General features: G+C 68.0%; 22 protein-coding genes. 12 read left to right on the forward strand and 10 right to left on the reverse strand.

Annotation, left to right across the window (positions count from 1 at the left end):
* Positions 1–26: 26 nt before the first annotated feature.
* The 4 genes from AC1DSC_RS22655 to AC1DSC_RS22670 all read right to left on the reverse strand — a co-directional run bounded on the left by AC1DSC_RS22655 (position 27) and on the right by AC1DSC_RS22670 (position 3,750).
* The gene (locus AC1DSC_RS22655) at positions 27–527 is read right to left on the reverse strand and encodes an A24 family peptidase (protein ID WP_436287958.1); all 501 of its coding nucleotides are present in this window, start codon (positions 525–527) and stop codon (positions 27–29) included.
* Positions 528–536: 9 nt separating this feature from the next.
* Positions 537–719, reverse strand: coding sequence for a Flp family type IVb pilin (locus AC1DSC_RS22660; protein WP_436287957.1), 183 nt, complete (start codon positions 717–719; stop codon positions 537–539).
* Positions 720–1,132: 413 nt separating this feature from the next.
* Entirely contained in the window at positions 1,133–2,575 is a 1,443-nt protein-coding gene (locus AC1DSC_RS22665; RefSeq protein WP_436287956.1) for a L,D-transpeptidase family protein, read from the reverse strand.
* Positions 2,575–3,750 (reverse strand): tetratricopeptide repeat protein, encoded by a 1,176-nt coding sequence (locus AC1DSC_RS22670; protein ID WP_436287955.1) that lies wholly within the window; start codon positions 3,748–3,750, stop codon positions 2,575–2,577. The genes AC1DSC_RS22665 and AC1DSC_RS22670 overlap by 1 nt, the downstream gene beginning before the upstream one ends.
* A 360-nt stretch (positions 3,751–4,110) precedes the next feature.
* Here AC1DSC_RS22670 and AC1DSC_RS22675 point away from each other — a divergent pair, with 360 nt between their 5' ends.
* Positions 4,111–4,824, forward strand: a complete 714-nt coding sequence (locus AC1DSC_RS22675) for a helix-turn-helix transcriptional regulator (protein ID WP_436287954.1) — start codon at positions 4,111–4,113, stop codon at positions 4,822–4,824.
* A gap of 144 nt (positions 4,825–4,968) precedes the next feature.
* Positions 4,969–5,985: a Bug family tripartite tricarboxylate transporter substrate binding protein gene (locus AC1DSC_RS22680; protein ID WP_436287953.1), complete on the forward strand. Its 1,017-nt coding sequence runs from the start codon at positions 4,969–4,971 to the stop codon at positions 5,983–5,985.
* Positions 5,986–6,088: 103 nt separating this feature from the next.
* Here the strand turns inward: AC1DSC_RS22680 and AC1DSC_RS22685 are convergent, their stop codons facing one another.
* Positions 6,089–6,874, reverse strand: a complete 786-nt coding sequence (locus AC1DSC_RS22685) for an IclR family transcriptional regulator domain-containing protein (protein WP_436287952.1) — start codon at positions 6,872–6,874, stop codon at positions 6,089–6,091.
* Between the two features lie 166 nt (positions 6,875–7,040).
* Between AC1DSC_RS22685 and AC1DSC_RS22690 the strand changes: the two genes are divergently transcribed.
* Genes AC1DSC_RS22690 through soxR form a run of 5 tightly spaced genes read left to right on the forward strand, consistent with a single transcriptional unit; the run spans position 7,041 to position 11,130 of the window.
* On the forward strand, positions 7,041–7,742 hold the full coding sequence (locus tag AC1DSC_RS22690) for a 3-oxoacid CoA-transferase subunit A (RefSeq protein WP_015867205.1): 702 nt from the start codon (positions 7,041–7,043) through the stop codon (positions 7,740–7,742).
* Positions 7,739–8,389 (forward strand): 3-oxoacid CoA-transferase subunit B, encoded by a 651-nt coding sequence (locus tag AC1DSC_RS22695; protein ID WP_278875276.1) that lies wholly within the window; start codon positions 7,739–7,741, stop codon positions 8,387–8,389. The genes AC1DSC_RS22690 and AC1DSC_RS22695 overlap by 4 nt, the downstream gene beginning before the upstream one ends.
* A 31-nt stretch (positions 8,390–8,420) precedes the next feature.
* A complete protein-coding gene (gene pcaF, locus AC1DSC_RS22700; protein WP_436287951.1) occupies positions 8,421–9,626 on the forward strand; it encodes a 3-oxoadipyl-CoA thiolase in 1,206 nt (401 codons plus the stop codon).
* On the forward strand, positions 9,626–10,600 hold the full coding sequence (locus tag AC1DSC_RS22705) for a Bug family tripartite tricarboxylate transporter substrate binding protein (protein ID WP_436287950.1): 975 nt from the start codon (positions 9,626–9,628) through the stop codon (positions 10,598–10,600). The genes pcaF and AC1DSC_RS22705 overlap by 1 nt, the downstream gene beginning before the upstream one ends.
* Before the next feature lie 47 nt (positions 10,601–10,647).
* Complete coding sequence (soxR, locus tag AC1DSC_RS22710; RefSeq protein ID WP_015867201.1) at positions 10,648–11,130, forward strand: redox-sensitive transcriptional activator SoxR; 483 nt, start codon at positions 10,648–10,650, stop codon at positions 11,128–11,130.
* Here soxR and AC1DSC_RS22715 read toward each other — a convergent pair.
* A complete protein-coding gene (locus AC1DSC_RS22715; RefSeq protein ID WP_436287949.1) occupies positions 11,111–11,362 on the reverse strand; it encodes a hypothetical protein in 252 nt (83 codons plus the stop codon). The genes soxR and AC1DSC_RS22715 overlap by 20 nt on opposite strands.
* Before the next feature lie 59 nt (positions 11,363–11,421).
* The gene (locus AC1DSC_RS22720; protein WP_026284240.1) at positions 11,422–12,162 is read right to left on the reverse strand and encodes a response regulator; all 741 of its coding nucleotides are present in this window, start codon (positions 12,160–12,162) and stop codon (positions 11,422–11,424) included.
* A 202-nt stretch (positions 12,163–12,364) separates the two neighbouring features.
* On the opposite strand from AC1DSC_RS22720, the gene AC1DSC_RS22725 reads away from it, so the two are divergent.
* The 3 genes from AC1DSC_RS22725 to AC1DSC_RS22735 are packed head-to-tail and all read left to right on the forward strand — an operon-like array spanning position 12,365 to position 16,003.
* Complete coding sequence (locus AC1DSC_RS22725) at positions 12,365–12,784, forward strand: organic hydroperoxide resistance protein (RefSeq protein WP_436287948.1); 420 nt, start codon at positions 12,365–12,367, stop codon at positions 12,782–12,784.
* A 51-nt stretch (positions 12,785–12,835) separates the two neighbouring features.
* The gene (locus AC1DSC_RS22730; protein WP_436287947.1) at positions 12,836–14,209 is read left to right on the forward strand and encodes an ATP-binding protein; all 1,374 of its coding nucleotides are present in this window, start codon (positions 12,836–12,838) and stop codon (positions 14,207–14,209) included.
* 3 nt (positions 14,210–14,212) lie between these two features.
* A complete protein-coding gene (locus AC1DSC_RS22735) occupies positions 14,213–16,003 on the forward strand; it encodes a cytochrome c biogenesis protein DipZ (protein ID WP_436287946.1) in 1,791 nt (596 codons plus the stop codon).
* A gap of 45 nt (positions 16,004–16,048) precedes the next feature.
* On the opposite strand, the gene AC1DSC_RS22740 is transcribed toward AC1DSC_RS22735, so the two are convergent.
* The 3 genes from AC1DSC_RS22740 to rtcR all read right to left on the reverse strand — a co-directional run bounded on the left by AC1DSC_RS22740 (position 16,049) and on the right by rtcR (position 19,030).
* Positions 16,049–16,291 carry a hypothetical protein gene (locus AC1DSC_RS22740; RefSeq protein WP_436287945.1) on the reverse strand — a complete coding sequence of 81 codons (243 nt, stop codon included), beginning with the start codon at positions 16,289–16,291 and terminating at the stop codon, positions 16,049–16,051.
* A 141-nt stretch (positions 16,292–16,432) separates the two neighbouring features.
* Positions 16,433–17,380: a bifunctional Delta(1)-pyrroline-2-carboxylate/Delta(1)-piperideine-2-carboxylate reductase gene (lhpI, locus tag AC1DSC_RS22745; RefSeq protein ID WP_436287944.1), complete on the reverse strand. Its 948-nt coding sequence runs from the start codon at positions 17,378–17,380 to the stop codon at positions 16,433–16,435.
* Positions 17,381–17,416: 36 nt separating this feature from the next.
* Positions 17,417–19,030 carry an RNA repair transcriptional activator RtcR gene (gene rtcR / locus AC1DSC_RS22750; RefSeq protein WP_436287943.1) on the reverse strand — a complete coding sequence of 538 codons (1,614 nt, stop codon included), beginning with the start codon at positions 19,028–19,030 and terminating at the stop codon, positions 17,417–17,419.
* A 695-nt stretch (positions 19,031–19,725) separates the two neighbouring features.
* Between rtcR and AC1DSC_RS22755 the strand changes: the two genes are divergently transcribed.
* Complete coding sequence (locus AC1DSC_RS22755) at positions 19,726–20,874, forward strand: slipin family protein (RefSeq protein WP_436287942.1); 1,149 nt, start codon at positions 19,726–19,728, stop codon at positions 20,872–20,874.
* A 33-nt stretch (positions 20,875–20,907) separates the two neighbouring features.
* Positions 20,908–22,131: an RtcB family protein gene (locus AC1DSC_RS22760; RefSeq protein WP_436287941.1), complete on the forward strand. Its 1,224-nt coding sequence runs from the start codon at positions 20,908–20,910 to the stop codon at positions 22,129–22,131.
* Position 22,132 lies beyond the last annotated feature (1 nt).

A 22,132-nucleotide genomic window follows, 5' to 3' on the forward strand; every position in this document is an offset into this window, starting at 1 on the left:
ATGAACAGCTCGTGGCGGCGGAGCGACTAGCTACCCTGTCGACCCCAAACCATCCACACCGCGGCAGCCAGCGCGAGATAGGCCGCATAAGGAATAAAGCGAACCCGGGTCGGCGACGAGCTCCCCTCCGACGACAGGGACCGTCCGAAAAGCACGAGCGCAAGCCGAGGGGAAATGGGCCAGCGCTGAAGAATCAGCCAGAGCGCGGCATGCAGGCTGGCAAGGGCACTACTGATGATCCAAATCGGGAGTAATGCAGATAGACCTGCCCACAGTCCGAGTGCACCGGCGAACTTAACGTCGCCTGCTCCCATGAGTCCCGTTGCGTAGAAGGGCAGCAGACAGCTAATTCCTACTGTCGCGCCGATCAGCGCTTCGTCCCATTTGATGCCGAAAGGTTGTGCATTCATAAATAGACCGCTTAAAGCAGCCGCCGCGCCGCCCAAAACCAACCAATTGGGCACGCGGCGGTGTCGAGCGTCGTACACCATAACGAGCAACAACCAAATCAGCCACAAATGAGCCACTGCAAATTCTCAGGGTGTGACCTTCGCCCCGATGCCGTCAAAAATTCCTTTGAGAATTGCGCCTAAGCCCTTGGTCTCATCCGTGCCAAAAACAGCAATAAGAATCATGGCCATTAGCCCGGCAATAATTCCATATTCAACTGCAGTAGCACCTTCTTCATCGCGCAGAAAACGAGTAATAGAGCGAAGCATGATTTCCCCTTAAAAAAGTGTTAACAAGTGAGGCTGGCCAGGTGGATGTTATACAGCGTAACTCCGTGTATCAACAACAGTAACCCGTGGGTTCGAGGCTTTCCTGTGCTAGGCCATATGGTCTAAGCAGGAAGGCGGCCAACCCCTTGCCGTCCTCAGGAAGCCTCCGCTTGGGAGCAGGAGTAACAGTCCTGAGACACATTTTTCCCTCTGACACGGTGTGTACGCATCCCATGAATGGGTGAACAACGTTACGTTCCTTGGGAACATTCAAACGGCGTTTGTTACGGGAACAAAGTCGTTACGTGTTACGTAGCAGGGGTGTGTAACGGTAGTTGTAACGCCCAAGATAGGTGCATCTCTTGTGCAAAAAGTCACACCTTTGGGGTACCTACCCCTCAGCCGGGAGGGTCTCAGCCGAGGATTTCTTCGTGGAAAAGCTTCCACTCGCTGCCTTGGCGCAGCCAGTATTGGCGCCGGGTGCGCCCGCTTTTCTCGCCTTCGAAGACTTCGCCGAAGGTGGCGACCATGGTGTCGTCGCCGTCGCGCCAATGCAGGAAGGACACGTCCTTGAACTGCACGCGTTTGCCTTGGGCATATTCCACTTCGTCGTGGAGCACCGAAAAGCCGTCGGTGTTTTTCTTGTTGCCGCTGCTGCGCTGGAAATCGGGCAAATAGAATTTCTTCAATTGCGCTTCATTGCCATTGGCTCGGGCATCTTTCCAGGCAGAAATTGCGCTGGTGAAGGTCTGGGCCTCTTTTTCGGCTTGGGGGCGCGCAATCCACTGCAGGCTGGACGCGGTGACCACGGGGGTGGCGCCGATCTGCACCTTGCGCAGCAGCTGCTTGAGGTCGGGGTTGGCCATGACGACGCAGCCGTCGCTCGCGAGCGGCGCGCGCGAGAACTGCTGGGGCGGGGTGCCGTGCAGCCAGATGCCGCTGCCGGTCTTGCCGCGCCGCACGTCGTAGGGGTTGGGGTAGTTGATGGGCAGCGCGCCGGCGCCGTAGAAGTCGCGCAGCGACTTGGGGTCGAGGCTGCTGGTGACGTAGTAAACGCCCAGCGGCGTGCGCGCGTCGCCCTCGGTGGCCTTGCCGATGCCCGACTTGCCGACCGACACGTAGTAGTCGGCCACCAGCTGCAGGCCCTTGTCGGAGTTCTCGAGCAGGTAGAGCCGAGAGCGCGAGGCGTCGACCGCAATGGCGTAGCGGCTGCGCGTGGACAGCGCCAGGAACTGCGAAGGCACGGTGCCGGCCGGCGGCCTTTCGCGCAGGGCCTGCAGGCGCCGGCGGGACTCTTCGCGCAAATCGGCCATGGCCGGGTCGCTGCGCAGCCGTCCGATGCCGGTGGCGTCGGAAAAGGCGTGCGCGGGGGGCACCTGCGTGGCGAGCAGGTCGGCGTAGACGAGCTGCGCGAGCTGGAAGTTGGGATAGTCCCGCACCAGGTCGCGGGCCTTGGCCAGCGCGGGACGCGGCTGGCCGCGTCCGAACAGTTCGTAGACCGCGATCAGGCGGGCTTCGGCGCTGCTGGCCTGCTGCAAGGCTGCAGAAGAAGAAGCAGAAGCGGCTGCCGCCTTGCTGCGCGGGGCGCCCTTGGCTGCGGCGGCGGTTCTTGCCTCTGCCGCGGAAGCCTTTCTTGCCGTCCTGGCCTTGGCTTCCCTGGCGGCCGGACGGCTGGCGGAAGCCTTGTTGGCCTTGGTGCCGCTGGTCTTGGCGCTCGCGGACTTGGTCGATGCGGCCGCTGCCGTGCCGTGCGTTGCCAGCAGCAGGGCCGATGCCGCCATGAGCGCGGCAAGCATGTTCGCGCCGCGCCGCAGCGCAGGCTTCCGAAGCCGGCCGCGCCGGACGATGTCTGCCACTAGCCGCCGACGCTTTCCTTGCGGATGTGCCACTGGTTGCCGGCGCGTTGCAGCTCGAGCGTCTTGCGGCTCGAGATGTTGAGGTTGTCGGCGCGGTAGATCTGGCGGAACTTGGCGGTTGCGGCCTGCCCGTTGACGCTGATCACGAGGTTCTCGATGTTCACGCTGATGCTCGACTTGCCGACGATGCGCGCGCGGCGTTCTTCTTCCCAGCTCTTGCGGCTTTGTCCGCCGCCGGGGTTGAAGTCGGCGCCGTAGGCGGCAAGGTAGCGGTCCATGTCCTGGCCGGCCCATGCGGCAGCCCATCCGCGCACGGCCGATTCGACTTCGGCGGTGGAGGTGGAAGAGGGCGCCGCAGCCGGTGCTGGCGCGGGCGCCGCCGGCACCGGCGCAGCCTCGGGTGCCTTGGCCACCACGGTGGGCGGCGGCGGTGCTGCGGGCGCTGGTGCGGGGGCCGCTGCTGCCTTGACGGGAGCCGGCGCAGGTGTGGGCGCGGGCGCCGGAGCGGCGGGCGCCTTGGCGACGGGCGCGGGTGCCGCAGCAGGTGCCGCAGCCTTCGCAGCCGGTGCCGCGCGGAGCGTGGCCTCTGGCGCTGCCGCCGCGACAACGGCGGATGGCTTGCCGCCGGCCGGCGCAGGCGTGAACAGGGTGCGGATCACCGCGAGCTTGGGCTGCACGGCGGTGTTGTTCTGGTCGAGCTGCAGCGCCTTGCTGTAGGCCTGGCTGGCCAGCCGCGCATACACGTCGCCGAGGTTCTCTTGCGCGGTGGCATAGCTCGGGTTGGTGCGAATCGCGCTTTCGAGCGCGCTGCGCGCCTTGTCGAACTGGTTCTGGCTCGCGTAGATGACGGCGAGGTTGTTGTAGGGCTCGGGCAGTTCGGGTGCGTCCTGCGTGAGCTGGGTGAAGGCGGCAATGGCTTCGGCGCGCTTGCCGGTGTCGAGCTGGATCACGCCCTTGAGGAAGCGCATCTGCGGGTCCTTGGGCTTGTCCTTCAGGAAGGCATCGGCGCGCGTCATGGCCTCGTCGAGCTTGCCGGCCTGCATGAGCCGGTCGACCTCGTCGTGCTCAATGGCGGCGAGCACCGGCAATGCCATGCCACAGGCGGTGGCCAGGAGCAGGGCACGCACGGTGGGAGAAAAGCGAAAGCGCGTGCGCGGCAGGGGGCTCTTGGGCATTGCGGACGAGACCTGGTAGGGGGAAGGAATGATGCGGCAGGGATTGTAAGTGGGGGAGTAACCTTCGGACACAGTGCGGACACTCGAATTGACCGCTTCCAACCTGTGTGGCCGAGGGGCGTGTTACGTAACAGGCACTGTGGCAAATACGTAACGCAGGGCCCCAAAACAGCCGTTCCAGCCGCCCTTTCCGAGCCTCTGAAAAGCGGGCCCGCAGCCGCTTCGCCAATGAAGATCGGAGTGCCTGCATGCGTCGAAGCGCCGGGCGCCACGCCGGCCTCCTTGGCCGGGCATCGTTCATGCAATGTTCAAGCCAAAGATCAATCTCGGCACGCCTTGTGCGGCCGAAAGGAAGTGCGCGTGGCCAATGAGATATCCGCCGGCAGCCCTGTTGCCGGCATGCGTGGTGGCGCCCTCGTTGTCGAGGGCAGCCGGGGCGTGTCGGAGCGCATGCGGCGCATCCTTGCCACGGTGGCGCCCGGCCTGGAGCTGGCGGCCGCGTCGACGCAGGCCGAGGCCCGCTTCATGCTGGCCACGCAGGCCTTCAGCCTCGTGCTCGTGGGCATGGACGGGCCGGATGGCGATGGCGCGGCATTGATCCGCCACGTGCGCATGGCCTATCCGCACATCGACGCCATCGCCATGTCGGAAACCGACGATGACGGCCTGGTGGGCGCCGCCATTGCCGCGGGTGCGGTGGGCTACGTGCTGACCGAGGCCGACGACGCCGAACTCGCGTTCCTGCTGCGCTCCATCGAACGCGGCGGCGCGCCGGTGGATTCACGCATTGCGCGCCGCATCCTCGGCCTGTTCGCTGCTTCCGCCCAGCCCAAGCCGATTGCCATCCACCCCGTGCCCGCGAGCCTGGCGGAAGGCAAGCCGCTGCTGTCTCCGCGCGAGCTGAAGGTGCTGCGCCTCATCGCCCAGGGCTGGAGCAACCAGCAGATCGCCGAGGCCGTGTCGCTTTCGGTCAACACCATCGAGTTTCACGCGAAGAACATCTACCGCAAGCTGTCCGTCAAGTCGCGGACCCAGGCGGTGCACCAGGCCACGCAGCAGGGCCTCTTCAACTGACGCAGACTGAGGGGCAGAGGCGGGGGCGCGGGGCGTGCCCGCAACAGGGTCAACGGTTGCGCAATGCAGCACGATCCTGTAACGTTCTGTAAGTGCGACGTCAGCAACGTTGCCGGACTCTCTCCCACTCTTTCTGGAGCCATCTTGAAGATCACCAAACGCCGCTTGCTCGAAAGCGGCGCAGCAGCAGTTGCCGCATCGCTTTTTGCACCCGGATCGTGGGCCCAGCGCGCCGGTACCGCCGCTGCCGGCGGCGACGCCGCCTGGCCGACCAAGCCCGTTCGCATCCTCGTGGGGTTTCCCGCCGGCGCATCGCCCGACCTGGCGGCGCGCGCCATTGCCGAGCCGCTGTCGAAGATCCTGCGCCAGCCGGTCACGGTCGAGAACAAGCCCGGCGCCAGCGGCAACCTGGTGGCCGACCAGGTGGCCAAGGCGACCGACGACCACACCATCGGCGCGCTGATCAACGGCAATCTCACCATTGCCAGGCTGCTCAATCCCAAACTCAGCTTCGACCCCGAGAAAGACTTTGCGCCGGTCGGCATGATCGGCACCGCGCCGCTGGTGCTGGCGGTGTCGGGCAACGCCACCGGCAAGACGGCGGCGGAGCAACTGCTGTGGGTGCGCAACCTGGGCAGCGCTGGCAAGTACGGCACGCCGGGCGTGGGCACCGTGGGCCACCTGGGCATGGAACTGCTCAAGAGCCGGGCCGCCATCACCGCGCAGCACAAGCCCTATACCGGCAATCCGCAGGTCATTGCGGGCCTGCTGGCGGGCGAGATCCAGCTGGCGCTGCTGCCGCCGGGCCTGGCCATGCCGCATGTGAAGTCGGGCAAGCTCAAGGCCATTGGCGTGACCTCGCCCGAGCGCAGCCCGCTGGCCAGCGAGCTGCCCACGATCCGCGACGCCGACGTGCGCGGCGCCGACCTCGAGATCTGGACCGCGCTGGCCGCGCCCGCGGGCATGAAGCCGGCGGCCATCGCCAGGCTGAATGCCGCGCTGGCCGAGGTGCTCGGCTCGCCCGAGGTGAGCCAGGCGCTGCTGAAGACCGGCTGGCAGGCGCAGCCCGGTTCGCCCGACGCGCTGGCCAAGCGCATGCGCGCCGACACGGCGCGGCTGGGCGGCGTGATCATCATGAAGGGCATCCACTCCGAAGCTTAGGACGCCCCCCGAAGCGCCTTCGGCGCCTCCCCCCACTGGGGGGCGCACCCGGCGGCCGGGCAAAGCCCGTTCCGCGGGTGCGCTGGATGAGGCCGCCTTCTATTTACAGCAGTATTGAAACCTTCTTCGCGGCATCCATCAGCGCCGGCAATATCGTCTCCTGCATCACCTTCGCGCTGGTGCGATTGGCCTGTCCGCTGATGTTCAGCGCGGCCACCATGCGGCCCTGGCGGTTGACGATGGGCGCGGCCACGGAGATCAGGCCTTCTTCCAGCTCCTGGTTCACCAGGCACCACTGCTGCTTGCGCGCCTGCGCCACCTTGGCCATGAGCGCGTCCACGTCGGTCACGGTGTGCTTGGTGAGCGCCTGGCGATCGGAGGCCTCGAGCCGCGCGCGCACCTCTTCGTCGTCCAGGTCGGCCAGCAGCAGCCGGCCGAGCGAGGTGCAGTAGGCCGGCAGCCGCGAGCCCACGCCCAGGCTGATGTGCATGATCTTCTTGGTGGGCACGCGCATCACGTAGACGATGTCGGTGGCGTCCAGCACCGCGGCCGAGCACGACTCCTGCACCTGCTGCACCAGCGCTTCCATCACGGGCTCGGCGCGGTTCCAGATCGGCATTGAAGAGAGATATGCAAAGCCCAGGTCGAGGATGCGCGGCGTGAGCGTGAAGAGCTTGCCGTCGCTCACCACGTAGCCCAGCGTCTGCAGCGTGAGCAGGATGCGCCGCGCGCCCGCCCGCGTGAGGCCGCTGGCGGCCGCCACCTCGCTGAGCGTCTGGCGCGGCGCGCTTTCGCTGAACGAGCGGATCACCTGGAGCCCGCGCGCGAACGACTGCACGTAGCTGTCGCCGGGGGCGGGCGTCTCTGTTTGCGGGGTATGGGTTGCCATGTGGAACGATCCTCTTTAGAATTCATTATACGAACAAATGTTCTTTATACGAACAAATCGGCGATTCGCAAAAACACGGAATCGGCCCGGTCTGGTCGGATGGTTGGGGCAGGTCGTTCGCACGGTTCGATTTCTCTTTCTTTCCTCATTCCCGGAGACAGGCTTCATGATCAACAAGATCGCGCGCTCGGTCGCCGATGCCCTGGCAGGCATCCCAGACGGCGCCACGGTTCTCATCGGCGGTTTCGGCACCGCCGGCATTCCCGGCGAACTCATCGACGGCCTCGTCGAGCAGGGCGCCAAGGACCTCACCGTCGTCAACAACAATGCCGGCAACGGCGAAACCGGCCTGGCCGCGCTGCTCAAGGCCGGCCGCGTGCGCAAGATCATCTGCAGCTTTCCGCGCCAGGCCGACAGCCAGGTGTTCGACGGGCTCTACCGCAGCGGCAAGATCGAACTCGAACTGGTGCCCCAGGGCAACCTGGCCGAGCGCATCCGCGCCGCGGGCGCCGGCATTGGCGCCTTCTTCTGCCCCACGGGCTACGGCACGCAGCTCGCGGGCAACCGCGAAACGCGCGAGATCGACGGCAAGCAGTACGTGCTCGAATACCCGATCCACGGCGACGTGGCACTCATCAAGGCCGAGCGCGGCGACCGCTGGGGCAACCTGGTCTACCGCAAGGCCGCGCGCAACTTCGGCCCGGTGATGGCCATGGCCGCGAAGAAGACCATTGCCACCGTGCACGACATCGCCGAGCTCGGCACCCTCGACCCCGAGACCGTCGTGACCCCGGGCATCTTCGTGCACCAGGTGGTGCGCATCGAACGCGTGGCCACCCAGGCCGGCGGTTTCAAGAAGGCAGCATGACCATGACAACCTACCAACGTCGCACCAAGGACCAGCTCGCCGCCCGCGTGGCGCAGGACATCTTCGACGGCGCCGTCGTCAACCTGGGCATCGGCCAGCCCACGCTGGTGGCCAACCACCTGCCCAAGGGCCGCGAGGTCATCCTGCAGAGCGAGAACGGCATCCTCGGCATGGGCCCCGCGCCCGAGGCCGGCGAAGAGGACTACGACCTCATCAACGCCGGCAAGCAGCCCGTCACGCTGCTGCCGGGCGGCTCGTTCTTCCACCATGCCGACAGCTTCGCGATGATGCGCGGCGGCCACCTCGACATCTGCGTGCTCGGCGCGTTCCAGGTGTCGGCCACGGGCGACCTGGCCAACTGGCACACGGGCGAGAAAGACGCCATTCCGGCAGTCGGCGGCGCCATGGACCTGGCCATCGGCGCCAAGCAGACCTGGGTCATGATGGACCTGCTGACCAAGCAGGGCGCGAGCAAGCTGGTGCAGGAATGCAGCTATCCGCTGACCGGCATCGCCTGCGTCAAGCGCGTGTACTCCGACCTGGCCACGCTCGAATGCACGCCCGAGGGCCTGAAGCTCGTCGACCTGGTCGAGGGCCTCAGCCGCGAAGAGCTCGAAAAGCTGGTCGGCCTGCCGATCGCCGCCTGACCCGTTCACTTCCATTCTGGAGACAACTCACATGACCAACCAAGCCTTCATCTGCGACGCCGTTCGCACCCCCTTCGGCCGCTACGGCGGTTCGCTCAGCAGCGTGCGCACCGACGACCTGGGCGCCGTGCCGCTCAAGGCGCTGATGGAACGCAACAAGAACGTCGACTGGCAGGCCGTGAGCGACGTGCTCTACGGCTGCGCCAACCAGGCCGGCGAAGACAACCGCAACGTCGCGCGCATGTCGGCGCTGCTCGCGGGCCTGCCGCTCGAAATCGGCGGCGGCACCATCAACCGCCTGTGCGGCTCGGGCCTCGATGCGCTGGGCACCGCGGCGCGCGCCATCCGCGCCGGTGAAGCCGGCCTCATGATTGCCGGCGGCGTCGAAAGCATGAGCCGCGCGCCCTTCGTCATGCCCAAGGCCGAGAGCGCCTTCAGCCGCAACAACGCGGTGTACGACACCACCATCGGCTGGCGCTTCGTCAACAAGCTCATGAAGGCGCAGTACGGCGTCGACTCCATGCCCGAGACGGCCGAGAACGTGGCCACCGACTACAAGATCGAGCGCGAGGCGCAGGACCTGATGGCGCTCAACTCGCAGCTGCGCGCCGTGGCCTCGCAGAAGTCCGGCTTCTTCGACGCCGAAATCGTGCCCGTGACCGTGCCGCAGAAAAAGGGCGACGCCATCATCGTCAACAAGGACGAGCATCCGCGCGAAACCAGCCTCGAATCGCTCGCCAGGCTCAAGGGCGTGGTGCGCCCCGACGGCACCGTGACGGCCGGCAACGCCAGCGGCGTGAACGACGGCGCTTGCGCGCTGCTGCTGGCCGACGAAGCCGGCGCCGCCAAGCATGGCTTGACGCCGCGCGCCCGCGTGGTCGGCATGGCCACCGCCGGCGTGGCGCCGCGCGTGATGGGCATCGGCCCGGCGCCCGCCACGCAGAAGGTGCTGGCGCTCACCGGCCTCACGCTCGACCAGCTCGACGTGATCGAGCTCAACGAAGCCTTCGCGGCGCAAGGCCTTGCCGTGCTGCGCCTGCTGGGCCTGCAGGACAACGACCCGCGCGTCAACATCAACGGCGGCGCCATTGCGCTCGGCCACCCGCTGGGTGCCAGCGGTGCGCGCCTGGCCACCACCGCGGTCAACCAGCTGCACAAGGGCGGCGGCCGCTATGCGCTGTGCACCATGTGCATCGGCGTGGGCCAGGGCATTGCCGTGATCCTGGAACGCGTCTGATGGATCGCGCCCGTCGCGGCCTGCTGCTGGGGCTGCTGGCGGCGGCAGGGCTGCCTGCGCACGCGCAGCCCGACACCCGGCCGATCCGCATCGTCGTGCCCTTTGCGGCCGGCGGCGGCAACGACGTGTTCGCGCGCCAGATGGCCAAGGGCCTGGGCGAGCTGCGCAAGCAGGGCGTCATCGTCGACAACAAGCCCGGCGCGGGCGGCAACCTCGGCACCGAGCAGGTGGTGCGCAGCGCGCCCGACGGCAGCACGCTGCTGCTGGGCCACACCGGCACCGTGTCGATCAACCCGGCGCTCTACAAGGGCCTGAAGTTCGACGCGCGCAAGGACCTGCTGCCGGTGGCCATGTTCGCTTCGTCCGCACTGGTGCTGGTGGTGCCCGCCGCATCGAAGGTGCGCACCGTGGCCGATCTGGTGGCCGAGGCCAAGGCGCGGCCGGGCCTGCTCGACTACGCCTCGAGCGGCAGCGGCACCGGCGGCCACCTGACCGGCGAGCTCTTTGCAGAGCGCACCGGCACGCGCATCAATCACATTCCCTACAAGGGCACCAACCCCGGCCTCACCGACCTGGCGGGCGGGCAGGTGCAGATGATGTTCAGCGTCGTTCCGCCTGCGCTCGCGCTGGTCAAGGGCGGCCGGCTGCGCGCCGTTGCGGTCACGGGCGCCAAGCGCCTGCCTTCGCTGCCCGAGGTGCCCACCGTGGCCGAGTCGGGCCTGCGCGAGCTCGCAGGCTTCGAGAGCACGCTGACCTACGGCATCCTCGCGCCGCGCGGCACGCCCGATGCCTTCGTGAAGGAGCTTTCGGCGCAGATGCTGCAGGTGGCGGGCAGCGCCGAATTCCAGTCGCGCCTGGGCGTGGAAGGCGCGGTGCCGCTGCTCGGCGGCCCGGCCGAATACGCCGCCCTCATCGCGAAGGAAAGCGCGCTCTGGGCCGGCATCGTCAAGGCTTCCGGCGCCACGGTCGAGTGAGAACGAGACCTTCGGACCTCAACTAAAGTCGAGGTTGAGAGGTCTCGATGAAATCCAAGCCAGCAGAGCCACCGCACGATTTTCCGGCCACGCTGTCTGTGGGCGAGGTCGCGCACCGCAGCGGGGTGCCGGTGTCCACCCTTCATTTCTACGAATCCAAGGGGCTCATCGCGAGCCACCGGGCGCCCAGCAACCATCGCCGCTATGGGCGAGACGTGCTCCGGCGCGTGGCGTTCATCCGCGTCGCGCAGCGCGTGGGCATTGCGCTGGCCGACATCGCCGATGCGCTGGCCACGCTGCCCACCTCGGCCGCGCCCAGCCGCGCAGACTGGGCGCGGCTTTCGGCCGGCTGGCGCGCCGAGCTGGACGAACGCATGGCCCAGCTCAAGAAGCTGCGCGACACGCTGGACGACTGCATCGGCTGCGGCTGCCTGTCGATCGACCGCTGCCGCCTGCGCAACCCGGCCGACAAGCTGTCGTCGGAAGGGCCCGGCGCCCGCCGCCTCGTGATCAGGCGCGCGGAAGACTGAGGGACTGCCGCTCCTCGCCGATGGGAAGCCGCGACATCAGTTCGTTCGTCTCGGCGGCAGACATCGCGAGCACCAGCCGCTCGAACTCGGCGCGGTAGCAAGGCAGCATCAGCGTGGCCGTCAGCGCGTGGGCATCGTCACTGCGCGCAAGGTACGCATGGCATGCGGCAATGCTTCGATGGATCTGGAGCGCCTCTGCGACGCGGGCGGAGGTTTTCGGGTCATGGTTCATGCTGCGCAATGTGCAGCCTCAACCTAACTTGAGGTCAAGCGGAATGAATACCGAGCCGGTCAGTTCATGGCTTCGACGGCCGAAGCGAGCACATAGCCTTCGCTGCGCACGGTCTTGATGTAGCGGGGCTCGCGCGCATCGTCGCGCAGCCGCTGGCGCAGCCGGCTCACGAGCAGGTCGATGGAGCGCTCGAAGAGCTCGGCCTCGCGGCCCTGGGTGAGGCTGAGCAGCTGGTCGCGGCTCAGCACCTTCTGCGGATGGTCGAGGAACACGCGCAGCAGCCGGTATTCGGCGCCGCTCAGCGCCACCATGACGCCGCTGTCGTCGATCAGGTGGCGCGCCACCGTGTCGACCTGCCATTCGCCGAAGCTCAGTTTCTGCGAGGGTTCGACCGCGCCCATGTTCGGCGGCAGCATGCGCGTGCGGCGCATCACGGCGCGCAGGCGCGCGAGCAGCTCGCGTGCGGAAAAAGGCTTGGCCAGATAGTCGTCGGCGCCCATCTCCAGGCCCAGGATGCGGTCGGCCTCCTCGCTGCGCGCGGTCAGCATCAGGATGGGCGTGGCCTTGTACTTGCCGGTGCGCAGGTCGCGGCACAGCGTGAGCCCGTCTTCGCCGGGCAGCATCAGGTCGAGGATGATCAGGTCGAACGGGCCCGACTCCTCGAGCGCGGCGCGCATGTGGCGGCCGGTGGGCACCGCGACCACGCGCAAGCCGTTCTTCACCAGGTAGGTGGTGAGCAGTTCGCGGATTTCCCGGTCGTCGTCGACGATGAGGATGTGGTCGGAGGTCTTTGGCGTCATGGCAGTGAGCAAAAAAGGGTGGGTGCGGAAAGCGCGCCGCAGCCGCAATGTAGCCGCCCGCCCGCCGCCGGCCGGCGGTTTTGTATTCGCAAGTATCTGGCGCGGCGGGCGCCGTACACAGGCATACGCAATCTGCGCGGGCAGGGGGAAGGCGGCTCAACAATCCGTGCGTTCCCGAACCAACCCACCCAAGGAAACCACCATGACCCGCATCGAAAAAGTTCTCTACACCGGCAAGACCAGCACCTCTTCGGGTGGCCGCGACGGCGAGGCGCGCAGCTCCGACGGCCGCCTGGACATCAAGCTCTCGTCGCCCGGCAGCGCCGGCAGCGGCACCAACCCGGAGCAGCTGTTCGCGGCCGGCTGGTCGGCCTGCTTCATCGGCGCCATGGGCAAGGCGGCGGGCAGGATGAAGGTCGCATTGCCGCCCGACCTGGCCGTCGATGCCGAAGTCGACCTGGGCACGGCGGGCAGCGAATACTTCCTGCAGGCGCGGCTGAATGTGAGCCTGCCGGGCCTGGACCGCGAAGTGGCGCAGGCCCTGACGGACGCGGCGCACCAGACCTGCCCCTATTCGAAGGCCACCCGCGGCAATATCGACGTTTCCATCCACCTGGTGTGAGCCAGCGGCGGCGTGCACGGCCGCGCCGCATGAACGAAGAAGAAGGTGTCCATGTCCACTCCCGCGAATCCTCCCGCGAACCTGGCCGGCGCTGTGCGCGGCTGGCGCCGGCTGCTGCCCGGCTCGCTGTTCTCCCGCGTGACGCTGATCATCGTGGTGGGCCTGGCGATTGCGCAGCTGCTCACCTTCGCGGCGATCCGCTACGAGCGGAACATGGCGCTGCGCGAGCTGATGATGATCGGCATCGAGCGCGACATCGCGAGCTCGGTCGCCATCCTCGACCGCCTGCCCGCGGCCGAGCGCGCCGGCTGGCTCGACCGGCTGGAGCGGCGCAACTACCGCTTCGTGCTGGGCGGCAGTGCAGAGGGCACCGAGCCCGGCTCGCCGCAGTCGCGGCAGTTTGCCGCGGCCATCGTCGACGCGATGCGCCCGTTCCAGGTCGTCAAGGTCGGCGAGGTGGCCTGGCCGCCGGAGGGCCTGCAGATCCAGGTGCGCCTGGGCGACGGGTCTTCCGTGGTCGTCCATGCAATGCGCGTGGGCATGCCGGTGTCGGGCTGGGTGATGTGGCTGCTTGCGGCCCAGCTGGTGGTGCTGGCCGTGTGCGCCTGGTATGCGGTGCGGCTGGTGACGCGGCCGCTCGCGCAGCTTTCCGAGGCGGCCGACCGGCTCGGGCCCGACCTCAAGGGCCGCACGCTCGCGGAAGAGGGCCCCACCGAAGTGGCGCATGCGGCGCGCGCCTTCAACGCCATGCAGCAGCGCATTGCGGGCTACATGTCCGAGCGCGTCGAGATCCTCGCGGCCATCTCGCACGACCTGCAGACGCCCATCACGCGGATGCGGCTGCGCACCGACCTGATGGACGACGCGCACGACCGCGAGAAATTCCGCCAGGACCTCGACGCCATGCACTCGCTGGTGCGCGAAGGCGTGACCTACGCGCGCACGCTCCACGGCGCAGCGGAGCCGCCGCTGCGCATCGATGCCGATGCACTGCTCGAAAGCATGGTGGCCGACTACGAAGACGTGGGCCAGCAGGTGCGGCTCGAAGGCAAGGCCGGCGCGCCGATCGTGAGCCGCCCGCATGCGCTGCGCCGCATCCTGATGAACCTGATCGACAACGCGCTCAAGTTCGGCAGCGAGGTGCGCCTGCGCGTGCATGCCGAAGAAGACGGCCGGCTGGTGCTGAGCGTGCTCGACAACGGCCCCGGCATTCCGCCGGACGAGCTCGACGCCGTGCTCAAGCCTTTCTACCGCGTCGAGAGTTCGCGCAACCGCAGCACCGGCGGCACCGGGCTGGGCCTGGCCATTGCGCACCAGCTGGCCATGGCCATGGGCGCCGAGCTCACGCTGAAGAACCGCACCGAAGGCGGGCTCGAGGCCCGGCTCGCGCTGGCCGCTCCGGCGCGCACCAACCTCCAGGACTGAATCATGCTCATCCTCTTCATTGCCTACCTGGGCGGGGTGCTCACCATCCTGAGCCCCTGCATCCTGCCGGTGCTGCCCTTCGTGTTTGCGCGCGCCGACCGGCCGTTCGGCTCGCACGGCCTGCCGATGCTGCTCGGCATGGCGCTGGCCTTTGCCGCCGTGGCCACGCTGGCGGCGGTGGGCGGCGGCTGGATCGTCACGCTCAACGAATACGGGCGCCTTGGCGCCATCGCGCTGCTCGCGCTGTTCGGCCTCGGCCTGCTGTTCCCCAGCGTGGCCGAGCGCCTCGGCCGGCCGCTGGTGGCGCTGGGCGTCCGCATGTCCGAGCCGCGCGGCAGCGATGGCGCGGCGCCTGCATCCGGGTTCTCGCCGCTGCTGCTGGGCGTGGGCACGGGCCTGCTCTGGGCGCCGTGCGCGGGGCCGATCCTCGGCCTGATCCTGACGGGCGCGGCGCTCAATGGCGCGAGCGTCGGCACCTCGCTGCTGCTGCTGGCCTATGCGGCCGGCGCCTGCACCTCGCTCGCGGCCGCGCTGCTGTTCGGCGGGCGGCTTCTCTCTGTCATGAAGCGTTCGCTGCATACCGGCGAATGGGTGCGGCGCGCCGCCGGCGCGGCCGTGCTGGTGGGCGTGGGCGCCATTGCGCTCGGGCTGGACACCGGCTTGCTCGCCCGCCTGTCGGTGGGCACCACGTCGGCGCTGGAGCAGGCGCTGGTGGACAGGATCAAGCCAGGCAAGCCGCAGCCGGAACCGGTCGCGCTGCGCGAAGACGCGGGCCTCGTGCGCGTGTCGGACGATCGCACGGCCCCGCCGCCCGCGCGCGAGCTCAGGGTCGAAGGCCGCTTTCCCTCCTTGGCCGGCGCCACCGAATGGATCAACTCCGCGCCGCTCGCGCCCGAGGCCCTGCGCGGCAAGGTGGTGCTGGTCGACTTCTGGACCTACTCGTGCATCAATTGCCTGCGCACGCTGCCCTACCTTCGTGCATGGGCCGAGAAGTACAAGGACGCGGGGCTGGTGGTCATCGGCGTGCATTCGCCGGAGTTCGCGTTCGAGAAGCAGCCGGCCAACGTGCGCAAGGCCGTCAAGGACCTGGGCATCGGCTTTCCGGTGGCGCTGGACAACGACTTCGCGATCTGGCGCGGCTTCGACAACCAGGCCTGGCCCGCGTTCTATTTCATCGATGCCGAGGGCCGCATCCGCCACCACCAGTTCGGCGAGAACCGCTACGACAAGGCCGAGCAGGTGATCCAGCAGCTGCTGGCCGAGGCGGGCCAGACCCGCATCGCCGCCGGGCTGGTGGCGCCGCTCGGTCAGGGTACCCAGGCCGCGCCCGGCGCCGAGCCGGCGCTCTCCGGCGAAACCTACCTGGGCCACGAGCGTGCGCACGGCTTTGCCTCGCCCGGGGGCATCGCGCGGGACCGTGCGAAGGCCTACCAGCCCGCGGCCTCGGCGCTGCGCACCAACCAGTGGTCGCTGGCCGGCGACTGGACGGTGGAGGCCGAACGCGCCGTGCTGAACGGCGCCAACGGCCGCATCGCCTATCGCTTCCAGGCGCGCGACCTGCACCTGGTGCTGGGCCCGGCGGCCAACCGCAAGCCGGTGCGCTTCAGGGTGCTGGTGGATGGAAAGCCGCCGCTCGCGGACCACGGTTCCGACACCGACGCACAGGGCTACGGCGTGATCGATGCACAGAAGCTGTACCAACTGGTGCGGCAGGCGGAGGGCAGCCGGGAGCGGCTGTTCGAGATCGAGTTTCTCGACGCCGGCGCGCAGGCCTACGCGTTCACTTTCGGTTGAGCGCTGACGCGGCTCGGGCGTGGAGCGGGCGGCCGAGCCTGCCTGTCAGGCGGCCCAGGCGCTCAGCGAGAGCCGCCGCAGCATGTCGGTCTGGCGCGATTCCTCGGCATCCCGCAGGCTCTTGGCCGCGCGGGCCGCCACGTAGCTGACGTACAGCGTCTCGATGGCCTTGGCCCAGTCGTGCATCTTCTGGGGCACCGCACCGGCCGAGGCATCCTCGGCCGGACAGGCGGGCACCTCGAAACCGGCTTTGCTGAGGATGGTGGCTTTCTGGAAGATGGTGAGCATGGGGCGGGCCTCCTGGCCTTTGGGTATGGGCATCAGGTTAGCGTTGGCGCAAGAGGCGTGCCATCCGCTGCATGACGTATGTGACTGTCGGTAAGCGAGCTTCCCTCTGCGCCGCGGCCGCGGTTTTCTAGGCCTTAAGCCTTAGGCCGGCTTCGATTCGGCGTGCTGCCAGACCAGCGTGGCGGCCGCCAGGTCTTCGAGCGCGCTGCCCACGGCCTTGAAGACGGTGCGCTCTTCGCGGCCCGTGCGGCCCGCGCATTCGCCCCGGCAGAGTGCGGCCAGCGTGCCTTGCACCTCATCGGCGCGCAGCGTGCCGGCCGCGATGGCGTCGAGCAGCTCGCCGGCCTTCTGCAGCGCCTCGGTGGTGTCGACGAAGGTGCGCGCACCCTCGAAGCAGCGCACGTCGGCCTCGCGCATGGCGGGCGTGAAGCTGCCGATCAGGTCCAGGTGCGAGCCCGGCGCCAGCCATTCGCCGCGCACCAGCGGCGCGGTGGCCAGGGTGGCGCAGCTCACGATGTCGGCCTGGCGCACGGCCGCTTCGAGGTCCGTGGCGGCCTGGGCGTTGAACCCTTCGGCACGCCATTGCGCGGCCAGCGCCTGGGCGCCTTCGGGCCGGTGGTTCCACACGAGCACCTCGTCGATGGGCCGCACGCTCGCATGCGCAGCGGGCAGCAGCCGCGCGACGCGGCCGGTGCCCAGCACCAGCAGGCGGCGCGCATCGGCGCGCGCCAGGAACGAGGCACCCAGCGCCGATGCCGCGGCCGTGCGGCGCGCGGTGAGTTCGTTGCCGTCCATCATGGCCAGCGGCACGCCGGTGCGCGCGTCGTACAGCACATAGGTCGCATGCAGCCCGGGCAGGCCGCGCGCGCTGTTGCCCGGAAAGATGTTGATGGTCTTGATGCCCAGAAAGCCCGCGTCGCTCCACGCCGGCATGATGAGCACGGTGCCCTTGTCGGCGCCGGCGGTCTCGATGGCGTGCACATGGCGCGGCGGCACCTGCGCCTCGGCCGCGAAGGCTGCGCGCAGCGCAGGCACGAGCCGCGCAAAGTCCAGCGGCTCGCGGGTAGCGGGTTGGTCGAAATGTTTCATGTCGGCGTGGAGGCTGCGGGGCGCCGGGAGGATAGCTCAGCCCGCCGCGATGCGGCTCCATTCGAGCCCGTGCTTGGCCAGGTACTTGCGCAGCCGGTCGGCATCGTTCACCACGCTGCGCTGCGCGCGCGAGGCCTGGAAGAGCTGCCGCCCCGCATCCGACAGGCTGCGCGAGTCGCGGCACACACGCACCACCGCTTCGAGCTGCAGCCGGTCGAACAGGTCGAGCGCGGCCGCGCGGCCGTCGCCGAGCAGGCTGCCGAGGTCGATGTCGGCAGCGCCTGCATTTCGCCTGGCCGGGCCCTCGCGGTTCCAGAGCCAGCGCAGCCGCTCGATCTCCGCTTCGACCAGCGCCACCGGAATGCGCCCGCCGTCCGCCAGCGTGGCCAGCCGCGTCACGCTGGCCGAGAGGTCGCGGAAGTTGCCGCACCACAGCGCCTCGCCGCTCTGCGCGAAGCGCAGGTAGGCTGCGCGCGCCTCGGCGTTGAAGCGCACCACGCGGTGGTTCTCGGCCGCATGGATGGCCAGCAGGTGGTCGATGTTGGGCTCGATGTCCTCGGGCCGCTGCGCGAGGCCGGGCAGGTTGTAGGTCCAGAGGTTGATGCGCGCGAACAGGTCCTCGCGGAAACGCCCCTCGGCCACGTCGCTGCGCAGGTCGCGGTTGGTGCCGGCGATCAGCTGGAAGTCGCTCTCCACTTCCTTGTCGGCGCCCACCGGGAAGAAGCGCTTCTCCTCGATGGCCTTGAGCAGCATCGCCTGCTCATCGAGCCCGAGTTCGCCGATCTCGTCGAGGAACAGCGCGCCCTGGTTCGCCGTGCGCAGCAGCCCGGCCCGGTCGCTTGCCGCGCCGGTGAAGGAGCCCTTCCTGTGGCCGAACAGGGTGGAGGCCGCGCCGTCGCCGCGAAGCGTGGCGCAGTTCACTTCGACGAAGGGCCCGCTTATCTGGTGGCGCGCGTGCTTCAGCTCGAACATGCGCCGCGCGAGGAAGGACTTGCCCGCACCCGTCGGCCCCACCAGCAGGATCGGCGCGCGCGAACGCACGGCCACGCGCTCGATCTCGTCGATCAGCGCGTTGAAGCGCGCGTTGCGCGTGGCGATGCCGCTTTTCAGGAACGCGACCGCGTCGCGCTGTTCCGCATCGAAGCGCCGCGCGATCACGTCATAGCGCGACAGGTCGAGGTCGATCAGCGTGCACTTGCCGGCCTCGCCTTCACGCTGCTTCCAGGGCGGCGAGGTCTGCGCCAGCACGCCCGGCACCACGCGCGATTCCGACAGCAGGAACATGCAGATCTGCGCCACGTGCGTGCCGGTGGTGATGTGCGTCCAGTACTGCTCGCGCTCGGTGTCGAAGGCGTAGGCGCGCGCCCAGTCGTACAGGCGCGTGTAGACCTCGCCGAAGTCCCACGGGTCCGCGAGGTCGAAGGGCACGAGGTTGACTGTGGTCTCGGGCGACACGGCGGCGATGTCGGCCTTCACTACCTCGGCCAGCGCCTTGTGCTTGAGCGTGTAGAGCAGCTCCATGCGCGAGACGACCATGTCGTCGTGCTGCGCGAGCGAGACCGTCGGGCGCCACTTGTTCCAGCGGCCCGCGCCTTGGCCGGCGTCGAGCTGGGTGCCGAGGAAGCCGATGACGACGATGGGTTTCTTCATTGCTTGGATAAATAGCTAGCTGATTTTCTAAGTATTGTCGGAATGCTAGCAACGAAACGATGCCGCGTCACACCCGCAGAAGAAGAAATTTCCCTTTTCCATCAATGGCTTGCGTCGTAGCCTGCTTGTTTCCTGCCGGCCTGACCCCAGGTTGGCACGCTCGCTGCAAGAGAGAGTCCGTCCGGATGCAGTTCATCCGCTCCCAGGTGCCGCATGACAGCGGCCCGGTGCCGCAGGCCAGACCCGTTCTTGGGCTCGCGGTATGCCGCTGTTGAACTGTGCTGGTCACTGGACTTGTTCCAGTCTGCTCATGGTGGAGCACCGTGCTAACCACGCGGCGTGGCGGGTTCGATTCCCGCAAACAACCTTCGGCGGTGTTCGCACCGCCGCTTTGATGGGGGCGAAAGCCCCACCGCCCCGGCACACCGGAGCAAGGCGCAGGGCAGGGCCCGGCCGAGCGACACCGTGCCAGTGCAGGCGGCTTGCGCATCGCGCGTTCTGCAAGGAACCGCATGCAGCCATCGACGCAGAAGGAGGCGATGGCGCAGCCCCGCGGCGGCGCCATCGCACCGACCCGTCGACCGCTGCACTGCCGACCTCGCAAGCCCCGGTGCCCGCCGCCTGTCCTTCGTGGGCCCCGATACGCAATGAAGACGAACGACAACGAAACGAAGAAGAAGAGAGAGGAAGAAAAAATGCTGGGATTCAACCAATTCACCGTCAAGAAGAACGAACGCGCGCTGCTGCTGCGCAATGGCGATTTCGACGGGCTGTACGCCGCGGGCAAGCACCGCGTGTTCACGGGCTTCGACGCCGTCCAGATCGAGCGCTTCTCGCTGGCCGAACCCGCCTTCGACCACGAGCTGGCCGACTACTTCCTGGCGCGCGAGCCGGAACTGGTGCAGCGCGAGTTCGTGCTGGTGTCGCTGAGCGAGACCGAGGTCGGCCTGCGCCATGAAGACGGCGTGCTGGTGCAGATCCTGCCGCCCGCCACCCGCAAGCTCTACTGGCGCGGCCTGCGCGAGCAGCGCGTCGACGTGATCGACGTGGCCGCCGATGCGCGCCTGCCGGCCGAACTGCTGGCCAAGCTGCAGAGCGTGGCGCTGCGTCCGCGTGCGGTGCAGGGGCTCGAAGGCGTGCTGCTGGTGCAGGTGCCCGAGTTCCACGCCGGTGTGCTGACGCTCGAAGGGCAGATGCAGGCGCTGCTGCCGCCGGGCAACCACGGCTTCTGGCGCTTCAACCGCCAGGTGGCCGTGACCAGCGTGGACCTGCGTTCGCAGATCGCCGAAGTGAGCGGGCAGGAAATACTGACCCGCGACAAGGTGGGACTGCGGCTGAACCTGTCGGCGGTCTGGCGCTTTGCCGATGTGCGGCAGGCCCTGGCACAGATGCCCAAGCCGGCCGACCATGTGTACCGCGAACTGCAGTTCGGCCTGCGTGCGGCGGTGGGCGAGCAGACGCTCGACGCCCTGCTGGAGAACAAGTCCGCCATCGACCAGACGGTGCTGGCGCAGGTGCGCGAGCGGCTCGAGGGTTCGGGCGTGGTGCTGGAGAGCGTGGGCGTGAAGGACATCATCCTGCCGGGCGAGATGAAGACCATCCTCGCGCAGGTGGTGGAGGCCGAGAAGTCGGCCCAGGCCAACGTGATCCGCCGCCGCGAGGAAACCGCGGCCACGCGCTCGCTGCTGAACACTGCCAAGGTGATGGAGGGCAACCCCGTCGCCTTGCGCATGAAGGAACTCGAAACGCTGGAACGCGTGGCCGAACGCATCGACAAGATCTCGGTGGTCGGCGGCCTGGACCAGGTGCTCAACGGACTCGTGACGCTGCGGCCGAACGGTTGAGTCGTAAAGAATAGACAGACAGAGAGAAAAGACATGGAACAGAACTACAAACTGCACGAAGTCGCCAACGGCGTCCCCGTAAAGATGTGGACGAACGGCGTGCCCGTGGAAGACGAGGCGCAGAAGCAGCTCGAGAACGCGGCGCGCCTGCCCATCGTGTTCAAGCACATCGCGGCCATGCCCGACGTGCACTACGGCATCGGCGCCACCGTGGGTTCGGTGATCCCGACCTTCAAGGCCATCATCCCGGCCGCGGTGGGCGTGGATATCGGCTGCGGAATGATGGCCTGCAAGACCACGCTCAACGCGCGCGACCTGCCCGACAACCTGGGCCCGCTGCGCTCGGCCATCGAGAAGGCCGTGCCGCACGGAAGCAACCCCAAGCGCATGGGCCGCGACAAGGGCGCGTGGGACACGCCGCCCGACGAAACCGATGCGGCCTGGGCCCAGCTGGTGGATGAGTTCGATGCGATCTGCGAGGACTACCCGCGCATCAGGAACACCAACAACCACAAGCACCTGGGAACGCTGGGTACCGGCAACCACTTCATCGAGGTGTGCCTCGACGAGGCGGGCGCGGTGTGGTTCATGCTGCACTCGGGTTCGCGTGGCGTGGGCAATGCCATCGGTACGCACTTCATCGAGCTTGCGATGAAGGACGCCGAACTGCACCAGCGCAACCTGCCCGACCAGGACTTGGCGTACTTCGAGGAAGGCGCCCAGTACTTCGGCGACTATGTGCGCGCGGTGGGCTGGGCCCAGAAGTTCGCGCGCGCCAACCGCGAGGTGATGATGCAGCGCGTGGTCGCGGCCGCGCGCAAGGTGATTGCCAAGCCTTTCGAGGCGCACGTGGAAGCGGTGAACTGCCACCACAACTACGTGAGCCGCGAGACGCACTTCGGCGAGGACGTGCTCGTCACGCGCAAGGGCGCGGTGAGCGCCAAGGCCGGCGAGCTCGGGATCATTCCCGGCAGCATGGGCGCCAAGAGCTACATCGTGCGCGGCAAGGGCAACCCCGAGAGCTTCATGAGCTGCAGCCACGGCGCCGGTCGAAAGATGAGCCGCACCAAGGCGAAGAAGCTCTTCACCATCGCCGACCAGATCGCCGCGACCGAAGGCGTGGAATGCCGCAAGGACGCCGACGTGATCGACGAGATCCCGATGGCCTACAAGGACATCGACGCGGTGATGGAGGCGCAGAAGGACCTGGTGGAGGTGGTCTACACGCTCAAGCAGGTGGTGTGCGTGAAGGGATAGC

Source organism: Variovorax sp. 01N425 (assembly GCF_056399465.1).

What these genes read in the sequence shown, in the direction of transcription:
- AC1DSC_RS22720 (WP_026284240.1), bottom strand. Translation starts at nt 12,162, where the DNA reads ATGACGCCAAAGACCTCCGACCACATCCTCATCGTCGACGACGACCGG.
- AC1DSC_RS22660 (WP_436287957.1), bottom strand. Translation starts at nt 719, where the DNA reads ATGCTTCGCTCTATTACTCGTTTTCTGCGCGATGAAGAAGGTGCTACT.
- pcaF (WP_436287951.1), top strand. Translation starts at nt 8,421, where the DNA reads ATGACCAACCAAGCCTTCATCTGCGACGCCGTTCGCACCCCCTTCGGC.
- AC1DSC_RS22760 (WP_436287941.1), top strand. Translation starts at nt 20,908, where the DNA reads ATGGAACAGAACTACAAACTGCACGAAGTCGCCAACGGCGTCCCCGTA.
- AC1DSC_RS22705 (WP_436287950.1), top strand. Translation starts at nt 9,626, where the DNA reads ATGGATCGCGCCCGTCGCGGCCTGCTGCTGGGGCTGCTGGCGGCGGCA.
- AC1DSC_RS22725 (WP_436287948.1), top strand. Translation starts at nt 12,365, where the DNA reads ATGACCCGCATCGAAAAAGTTCTCTACACCGGCAAGACCAGCACCTCT.
- AC1DSC_RS22685 (WP_436287952.1), bottom strand. Translation starts at nt 6,874, where the DNA reads ATGGCAACCCATACCCCGCAAACAGAGACGCCCGCCCCCGGCGACAGC.
- AC1DSC_RS22735 (WP_436287946.1), top strand. Translation starts at nt 14,213, where the DNA reads ATGCTCATCCTCTTCATTGCCTACCTGGGCGGGGTGCTCACCATCCTG.
- rtcR (WP_436287943.1), bottom strand. Translation starts at nt 19,030, where the DNA reads ATGAAGAAACCCATCGTCGTCATCGGCTTCCTCGGCACCCAGCTCGAC.
- AC1DSC_RS22690 (WP_015867205.1), top strand. Translation starts at nt 7,041, where the DNA reads ATGATCAACAAGATCGCGCGCTCGGTCGCCGATGCCCTGGCAGGCATC.
- AC1DSC_RS22730 (WP_436287947.1), top strand. Translation starts at nt 12,836, where the DNA reads ATGTCCACTCCCGCGAATCCTCCCGCGAACCTGGCCGGCGCTGTGCGC.
- AC1DSC_RS22755 (WP_436287942.1), top strand. Translation starts at nt 19,726, where the DNA reads ATGCTGGGATTCAACCAATTCACCGTCAAGAAGAACGAACGCGCGCTG.
- AC1DSC_RS22670 (WP_436287955.1), bottom strand. Translation starts at nt 3,750, where the DNA reads ATGCCCAAGAGCCCCCTGCCGCGCACGCGCTTTCGCTTTTCTCCCACC.
- AC1DSC_RS22695 (WP_278875276.1), top strand. Translation starts at nt 7,739, where the DNA reads ATGACCATGACAACCTACCAACGTCGCACCAAGGACCAGCTCGCCGCC.
- soxR (WP_015867201.1), top strand. Translation starts at nt 10,648, where the DNA reads ATGAAATCCAAGCCAGCAGAGCCACCGCACGATTTTCCGGCCACGCTG.
- AC1DSC_RS22715 (WP_436287949.1), bottom strand. Translation starts at nt 11,362, where the DNA reads ATGAACCATGACCCGAAAACCTCCGCCCGCGTCGCAGAGGCGCTCCAG.
- lhpI (WP_436287944.1), bottom strand. Translation starts at nt 17,380, where the DNA reads ATGAAACATTTCGACCAACCCGCTACCCGCGAGCCGCTGGACTTTGCG.
- AC1DSC_RS22740 (WP_436287945.1), bottom strand. Translation starts at nt 16,291, where the DNA reads ATGCTCACCATCTTCCAGAAAGCCACCATCCTCAGCAAAGCCGGTTTC.